Genomic DNA, 6,263 nt, shown 5'->3' with positions numbered 1-6,263 from the left:
TCTTCTGCCTGCCGAAACAGGCTTCGATATCGTCTTGCGAGTGCCCACACAGATTGTCTGATAAATTGTTAAAGAGCAGTGCGTTAGCAACACTTGGTTGGTAACGCGAGGTGCGCATATTACGCTTTCCTCATTCAGAGTCAACATTTAATTTCGTTGAATTTCTCTGTTCTCTTTGCCGGTCACTTAACTACTTGATTCGTTGTGTGCCGTCTCGATGGATGCGCATTATAGGGAGTCGAATTTTTTGCACAACTCTTTTTTCGTGTTTTTTGCCTGTTTGAATACTTTTCACTCCTTACGTGCAGATCTTGGTCGATCCGCTATATTTTCACGGCGATCCCCGTGCTCAATTGGTTGTAATTCCATCAGCAAAGGCTAGTATTGCCGGTAAAGTACTTTCTTACAAAGAGGCTATGATTATGTCCGATGCTATTCGCCCCTACCTTCATTACTTACCTACGCTAGGTGCACGCGTCATGATCGATAGATCCAGTGTGATCATTGGTAATGTTGTTTTGGGTGATGATGTCAGTGTCTGGCCGTTAGTCGCCATTCGGGGTGATGTCAATCAGGTGAATATTGGTGCACGTTCTAATATTCAAGATGGTAGCGTGTTACATGTTACTCATCACTCAGAGCATAATCCCGAGGGAAACCCGCTGATTATTGGCGAAGATGTGACTGTCGGTCATAAAGCTATGCTTCACGGTTGCACTATTGGCAATCGGGTATTAGTAGGGATGGGTTCTATTGTGCTAGATGGTACGGTCATAGAAGATGATGTAATGATTGGAGCCGGTAGTTTAGTTTCCCCTGGCAAGCGATTGGCTAGTGGCCACCTTTATATGGGTAGCCCAGCCAGGCAAGTTCGCCCTTTAACACCTGCTGAATTAGAAGGCCTGCTTTATTCTGCCGGTAACTATGTGCGCTGGAAAGATGACTATTTGGCAGAGACTAAATAGAAGCTAATTTCTGATGCAGGGAATGAGCTATACCTCCCCCTGCATTGTTCCATATCTTTCTATTTAGCTAGCTCATCGCGCAGCTGATTTAATACAGGGGTAATTTCAGGCATGACACCATGCCACAACTGAAAAGCATGCGCCGCCTGCCCCACCAGCATACCCAAACCATCGGCATAGCTTGTCACCCCCAAACGCGTGCTCCACGCTAGAAATGGCGTACTATCCGCTTGATAGAACATATCGTAACAGCGAGTTTGTGAGCTAATAATATCCATAGGTAAGTTTGGTACTTCGCCATGAATACCCGAAGCTGTCGCATTGATGATTAGATCAAAGGGCTGCCCACTCAGATCTTGCATCTCGACAGCATCTATATCCCCTAAATGGTGGAATACTTCTGCAAGTTGCTGCGCGCGAGCATAAGTCCGGTTAGTGATAACGACTTTGCAGCCATATGAAAGTAAAGGAAGGATCACACCTCGAGCCGCCCCACCAGCACCCACCAATAAGATACGATCTGTCGTCTGGATCAAATGTTGTCGTTCGAGATCACTGAGTAAGCCAATACCATCGGTGTTGTCACCCAACAGACGCCCGTCTTTTAATTGCTTAATCGTATTCACGGCTCCCGCTAGTGACGCACGATCGGTCAATTCGTCACACTTCGCGTGAGCACGTTCTTTAAACGGTGTCGTTATGTTTGCACCTATCGCCCCACCTGCAAAAAAAGACGTTAATGTCTCTTCAAAGGTTTCATTCGGGGCCAAAACCATACCGTAGCAATGTTCGATACCGGTTTGCTCAGCAAAGAGCGCATGGATCCTTGGCGACTTACTGTGCCCAATAGGGTTACCAAACACTGCGAACTTCTGATCCATGCTATTTCCTATCCTTGACGAAATTGTTTACCGGTTAGTGCATCTCTAATTTCAGATGGATTCAAGCGCCCACCAACTAAACCTGCCAGCACTGGCAGAGAAGAGCCAAACTGTATTCTGACTTCTTCAGTCGTACGGCATGGTTCTTGGCCACTTAAATTAGCGCTGGTTGAAACCAAAGGTTTGCCATATTGGGAACAAAGTTGCTGTACGAGTGGATGATCACTCACTCTCACTGCCAATGAATCAAAACTGCCCGTTAGCCAGCGCGGTGTCTCAGGGCGAGTAGGGATGACCCAAGTTACCGGCCCTGGCCAAACAGAAAAAATAGTCTCTCGCTGTGAATCAGTGAGTGCCGCGTCATCTACATACGGTTTTAGCTGTTCATAATTGGCAGCAATCAGAATCAGCCCCTTCTGCCATGGTCGCTGTTTTAATGCTAATAAAGCATTTACTGCTTTTTCACTATCAGGGTCACAGCCTAAACCAAAAACAGCTTCTGTCGGATATGCAATAACCTCTTCTTGCTGCAAGGCCTGCAACACATCCGACAAAGCGGCTCTATTCTCATTTCTACTCACGTTGTTATTACTCACTGACGACTGCCTTCCCGCATAACTTACTGGCGCAAAAACGTTTTACGCCTTGTGCTGTTCTCTTTTCCATTAACAATGGATAGTGGCAATAAGCACACTCTCCCGGAATGGGTTGCTGATTAATTGTAAATTGGCAATCGGGGTAACGATTGCAGGCATGGAAGACTTTTCCAAACCGAGATTTACGCTGTAGCAATTTTCCTTGCCTACACTGTGGGCAGTCGATTGATGTTTCATCCGGTTTATCAATGATTTCGGTATGATCACATTGCGGATATTGGCTACAACCAATAAACATACCAAAACGCCCTTGCCGTAATACCATATCTGAACCGCATTCAGGGCAATGCTGCCCTTCCAGAACTTTCACGATATGACCATCAGATTGCGCTTTCAATGGGCGCATGTACTGGCAATCTGGATAATGTGAGCAACCAAGGAATGGGCCATGACCGCCGCTGCGAATGACTAACGCCGATCCGCACTCCGGACACGACCCATTATCCTTGGCAGTAACTATTTTTGTCATAACGCCTTCTATATAAAGTTATTTGCCCGTGATATTACCACTTAGTGCAAATAACCTTCATTGACTTCAAAAAGTAACTCTTCCATCTGTTGATAAGCGCTTTCATAACCCGGAATGTTAAATAGCACCATCAGCACAACCCACTTGAGATCCTCCAGATCAATCTCATTCGAGTCCAATGCCATAATACGGTCGATAACCATCTCACGAGTATCAAGGTGTAATACCTGAATTTGTTCAAGAAACAAGATAAAACCACGGCAAGTAACATCCAGACGTTGAGACTCTTCTGCCGTATAAATACGCAGTGCTTGCGGATCAGCGGCATAGAGATAAGGTGCTTTCTGCCCATCTTGTAGGTCAGCGAGAGCCTCTAACCAGTTCAGGGCGTTGTTGATATCCTCACGATAGAAACCTGCTTGTGCAAGATCGTCAGTAATCTTGTCTTGATCAACAAGCATTTCCGACTCGTTATGCATATAAGTTTCAAATAAGTAAATTAGAACGTCGAACATGGCCTGCCCTCCTTAATCGGACATAGCCGCCGGGTACAGCTGCGATCCACCCTGCTAACTCCAGCTCGAGCAATTTGCTGACGATATCTGGCACAGGTTGGCCGGCGCGTTCGGCGACGACATCAACGGGTGTCACCTCATCTCCTACGTTAGCCAACACATCGGCAAATGGCAATTCAACTTGCTCTTCGGATGAAGAAATAATTACTTTCTCGGGTAATGATATCCATTGTAGCGAGCCACCGACCTGTTCGGCGACCTCACGGGCAGACCTGGCCAGGTAAGCTCCCTGCTGAATCAACCAATGAACGCCCTCACTGGTTGCACTTCCTAGTGGCCCAGGTAAGGCAAAAACATCTCTCCCTTGCTCCATAGCATAGCGGGCAGTAATTAAAGAGCCACTTTTCAGTGTAGCTTCGACCACCAATACTGCGGAGCTTAACCCACTGATAATGCGATTTCTTCTGGGAAAATGAGTAGCAACAGGTAATGCTGTTGTCAGAAACTCCGAGACTAAAACCCCACCGTGATGCTCAATTTCTCGCGCTAATTGGCTGTGACGACGTGGGTATATGTTTTCCAGCCCGCTACCTAATACCGCAATGGTTTTTCCTTTAGTATTCAAGGCCGCCTTGTGGCATATCCCGTCAATCCCCATAGCCAAGCCACTGGTGATAACTAACCCAGTAAGAGCCAGTTCTGAAGCAAAATGTCGCCCCCAATGTTCGCCATAATGACTAAAATGACGACTCCCCACCATGGCAATTTGTGGTTGATAAAGAACATCAAGTTTACCAGCGGCAAAAATGATCAATGGAGGGGAGGAAATATGAGTCAAACGCGGCGGATAGCCGGGTTCACCATAAGCCAGTAAGTGATGAGCAGGATTAGTCAGCCAAGTTAGGGTGGTATCAATATAACGGGGGTCTACCTGAGTAAATTGCTGACATTGCTGCGGTTCTAACCCGTAGGCAGCTAATCTCCCGAGGTGAACATCACCACTGGCAAGTAACCTTCTGACCAAGGTACTGCTTTTTATTGTTCCAAGCCCTTTGACCTGGCTCATCCTGAGCCATAATTCCGCCGCTAACATATCGCCTCCCTGGCTGGCTTCCTAAGCTGACACCGATTTGTTCAATTGGTAGACGATGCTGTCAATCAAGGCCGGAAATGTCTAGAATAGAGATTGAATATCATTCACTACTCGGACGCAGATCTAGATATTTATGTCAGTATTACAAGTATTACATTACCCAGACGAGCGGCTGCGCAAAATTGCAGCGCCAGTAAAAGAAGTCAATGGTGAAATCCAGCGTATCGTGGATGACATGTTCGAAACGATGTACGCAGAGGAAGGTATTGGCCTTGCTGCAACACAAGTGGATGTTCACCTGCAAATTATCGTCATTGATGTTTCGGAAAATCGTGACCAGCGTTTAGTGTTGATTAACCCTGAACTGTTGGAAAAAAGCGGTGAAACCGGCATTGAAGAAGGTTGCTTATCCATTCCTGAGCAACGTGCATTGGTTCCTCGAGCTGAAAAAGTCAAAATCAGGGCATTAGATCGTGACGGAAAGCCGTTCGAGCTAGAAGCTGATGATTTGTTGGCAATTTGCATTCAGCATGAAATGGACCACTTGGTTGGTAAATTGTTTGTGGACTATTTATCACCACTGAAACGTCAGCGCATCCGCCAAAAGCTGGAGAAAATGGCCAAGCTGAATGCTCGTGCCAACTAACCCCTTTTAATTCAGGAAACCAATGTGTCTGATTCTTTGCGGATTATTTTTGCCGGAACTCCTGACTTTGCAGCGCGCCATTTAGGCGCGCTGTTGTCTTCTCAACATCAGATTGTGGGTGTTTTCACTCAACCAGACCGCCCAGCTGGCCGAGGGAATAAACTCACCCCTAGCCCAGTTAAGGTCTTAGCCGAACAACACGACATTCCCATTTTTCAGCCAAAATCATTGCGGCCAGAAGAGAATCAGCACCTGGTTGCCGATCTTAATGCAGATATTATGGTGGTGGTCGCCTACGGCTTAATTCTCCCTGCATCTGTTTTGGCCATGCCACGATTAGGTTGTATTAATGTCCACGGTTCTCTGCTGCCGCGCTGGCGCGGTGCTGCACCAATCCAACGTTCATTATGGGCTGGCGATGCAAAAACTGGTGTGACAATCATGCAAATGGATGTCGGGCTAGATACCGGTGATATGTTGCATAAAATTGAGTGTGATATTCAGCCAGAAGACACCAGTGCAACGCTCTACGATAAGTTGGCTCAGCTTGGCCCTCAGGGCTTATTGGTAACATTACAACAGTTGGCCGAAGGCTCTGCACAGCCCGAAGTACAAGATGAAGCACAAGTTACCTATGCAGAAAAACTCAGCAAAGAGGAAGCCAAATTAGATTGGTCGCTTCCTGCTGTCCAGTTAGAGCGTTGTATTCGTGCTTTCAATCCTTGGCCAGTCAGCTATTTCGTTGTTGATGAACAACCCATCAAAGTTTGGCAAGCACAAGTGCTCGCAACTGTTGATAATGTAACACCTGGTACAATCATTCATGCCGATAAGCATGGCATCCAGGTCGCAACCGCAGATGGCGTTTTGAATATCACGCAACTGCAACCGGCCGGGAAGAAAGCTATGTCCGCTGCTGACTTGCTAAATTCACGACGCGAATGGTTTACACCCGGTAACCAGCTAGCATAATAGCCCAGCAGCTACAGCTATATACCCAACAGGTATAGGTTTCATCGCCCGATACATCATCATCGG

General features: G+C 46.7%; 8 protein-coding genes. 3 read left to right on the top strand and 5 right to left on the bottom strand.

Annotated features, from left to right (window positions below; all coding sequences use genetic code 11):
* The first annotated feature begins 422 nt into the window (after nt 1-422).
* Nucleotides 423-965 (top strand): gamma carbonic anhydrase family protein, encoded by a 543-nt coding sequence (locus QSV56_RS14080; protein ID WP_046052104.1) that lies wholly within the window; start codon nt 423-425, stop codon nt 963-965.
* Nucleotides 966-1,024: 59 nt separating this feature from the next.
* On the opposite strand, the gene aroE is transcribed toward QSV56_RS14080, so the two are convergent.
* The 5 genes from aroE to dprA are packed head-to-tail and all read right to left on the bottom strand — an operon-like array spanning nt 1,025 to nt 4,579.
* On the bottom strand, nt 1,025-1,846 hold the full coding sequence (gene aroE, locus QSV56_RS14075; RefSeq protein WP_046051811.1) for a shikimate dehydrogenase: 822 nt from the start codon (nt 1,844-1,846) through the stop codon (nt 1,025-1,027).
* Nucleotides 1,847-1,854: 8 nt separating this feature from the next.
* Complete coding sequence (tsaC, locus tag QSV56_RS14070) at nt 1,855-2,427, bottom strand: L-threonylcarbamoyladenylate synthase type 1 TsaC (RefSeq protein WP_026018065.1); 573 nt, start codon at nt 2,425-2,427, stop codon at nt 1,855-1,857.
* Nucleotides 2,428-2,434: 7 nt separating this feature from the next.
* Complete coding sequence (locus QSV56_RS14065; protein ID WP_050131985.1) at nt 2,435-2,971, bottom strand: type I DNA topoisomerase; 537 nt, start codon at nt 2,969-2,971, stop codon at nt 2,435-2,437.
* A 41-nt stretch (nt 2,972-3,012) separates the two neighbouring features.
* Nucleotides 3,013-3,486: a DUF494 family protein gene (locus tag QSV56_RS14060; RefSeq protein ID WP_005166401.1), complete on the bottom strand. Its 474-nt coding sequence runs from the start codon at nt 3,484-3,486 to the stop codon at nt 3,013-3,015.
* Nucleotides 3,458-4,579 (bottom strand): DNA-protecting protein DprA, encoded by a 1,122-nt coding sequence (gene dprA / locus QSV56_RS14055; protein ID WP_301212821.1) that lies wholly within the window; start codon nt 4,577-4,579, stop codon nt 3,458-3,460. Before dprA ends, QSV56_RS14060 begins: the two co-directional genes overlap by 29 nt.
* A gap of 133 nt (nt 4,580-4,712) precedes the next feature.
* Here dprA and def point away from each other — a divergent pair, with 133 nt between their 5' ends.
* Entirely contained in the window at nt 4,713-5,225 is a 513-nt protein-coding gene (gene def, locus QSV56_RS14050; protein WP_004709217.1) for a peptide deformylase, read from the top strand.
* A 24-nt stretch (nt 5,226-5,249) separates the two neighbouring features.
* Nucleotides 5,250-6,197, top strand: a complete 948-nt coding sequence (gene fmt, locus QSV56_RS14045; RefSeq protein WP_046694441.1) for a methionyl-tRNA formyltransferase — start codon at nt 5,250-5,252, stop codon at nt 6,195-6,197.
* Nucleotides 6,198-6,263 lie beyond the last annotated feature (66 nt).

Source organism: Yersinia sp. 22-579, assembly GCF_030433455.1.
Lineage (GTDB): Bacteria > Pseudomonadota > Gammaproteobacteria > Enterobacterales > Enterobacteriaceae > Yersinia > Yersinia enterocolitica.
Note: the sequence above shows the minus strand (reverse complement) of the source record. Positions and strands in the feature narration are given on the sequence as shown.

Coding starts and splice junctions, on each gene's coding strand:
- QSV56_RS14080 (WP_046052104.1), top strand. CDS start 423: ATGTCCGATGCTATTCGCCCCTACCTTCATTACTTACCTACGCTAGGT.
- aroE (WP_046051811.1), bottom strand. CDS start 1,846: ATGGATCAGAAGTTCGCAGTGTTTGGTAACCCTATTGGGCACAGTAAG.
- QSV56_RS14065 (WP_050131985.1), bottom strand. CDS start 2,971: ATGACAAAAATAGTTACTGCCAAGGATAATGGGTCGTGTCCGGAGTGC.
- QSV56_RS14060 (WP_005166401.1), bottom strand. CDS start 3,486: ATGTTCGACGTTCTAATTTACTTATTTGAAACTTATATGCATAACGAG.
- dprA (WP_301212821.1), bottom strand. CDS start 4,579: ATGTTAGCGGCGGAATTATGGCTCAGGATGAGCCAGGTCAAAGGGCTT.
- def (WP_004709217.1), top strand. CDS start 4,713: ATGTCAGTATTACAAGTATTACATTACCCAGACGAGCGGCTGCGCAAA.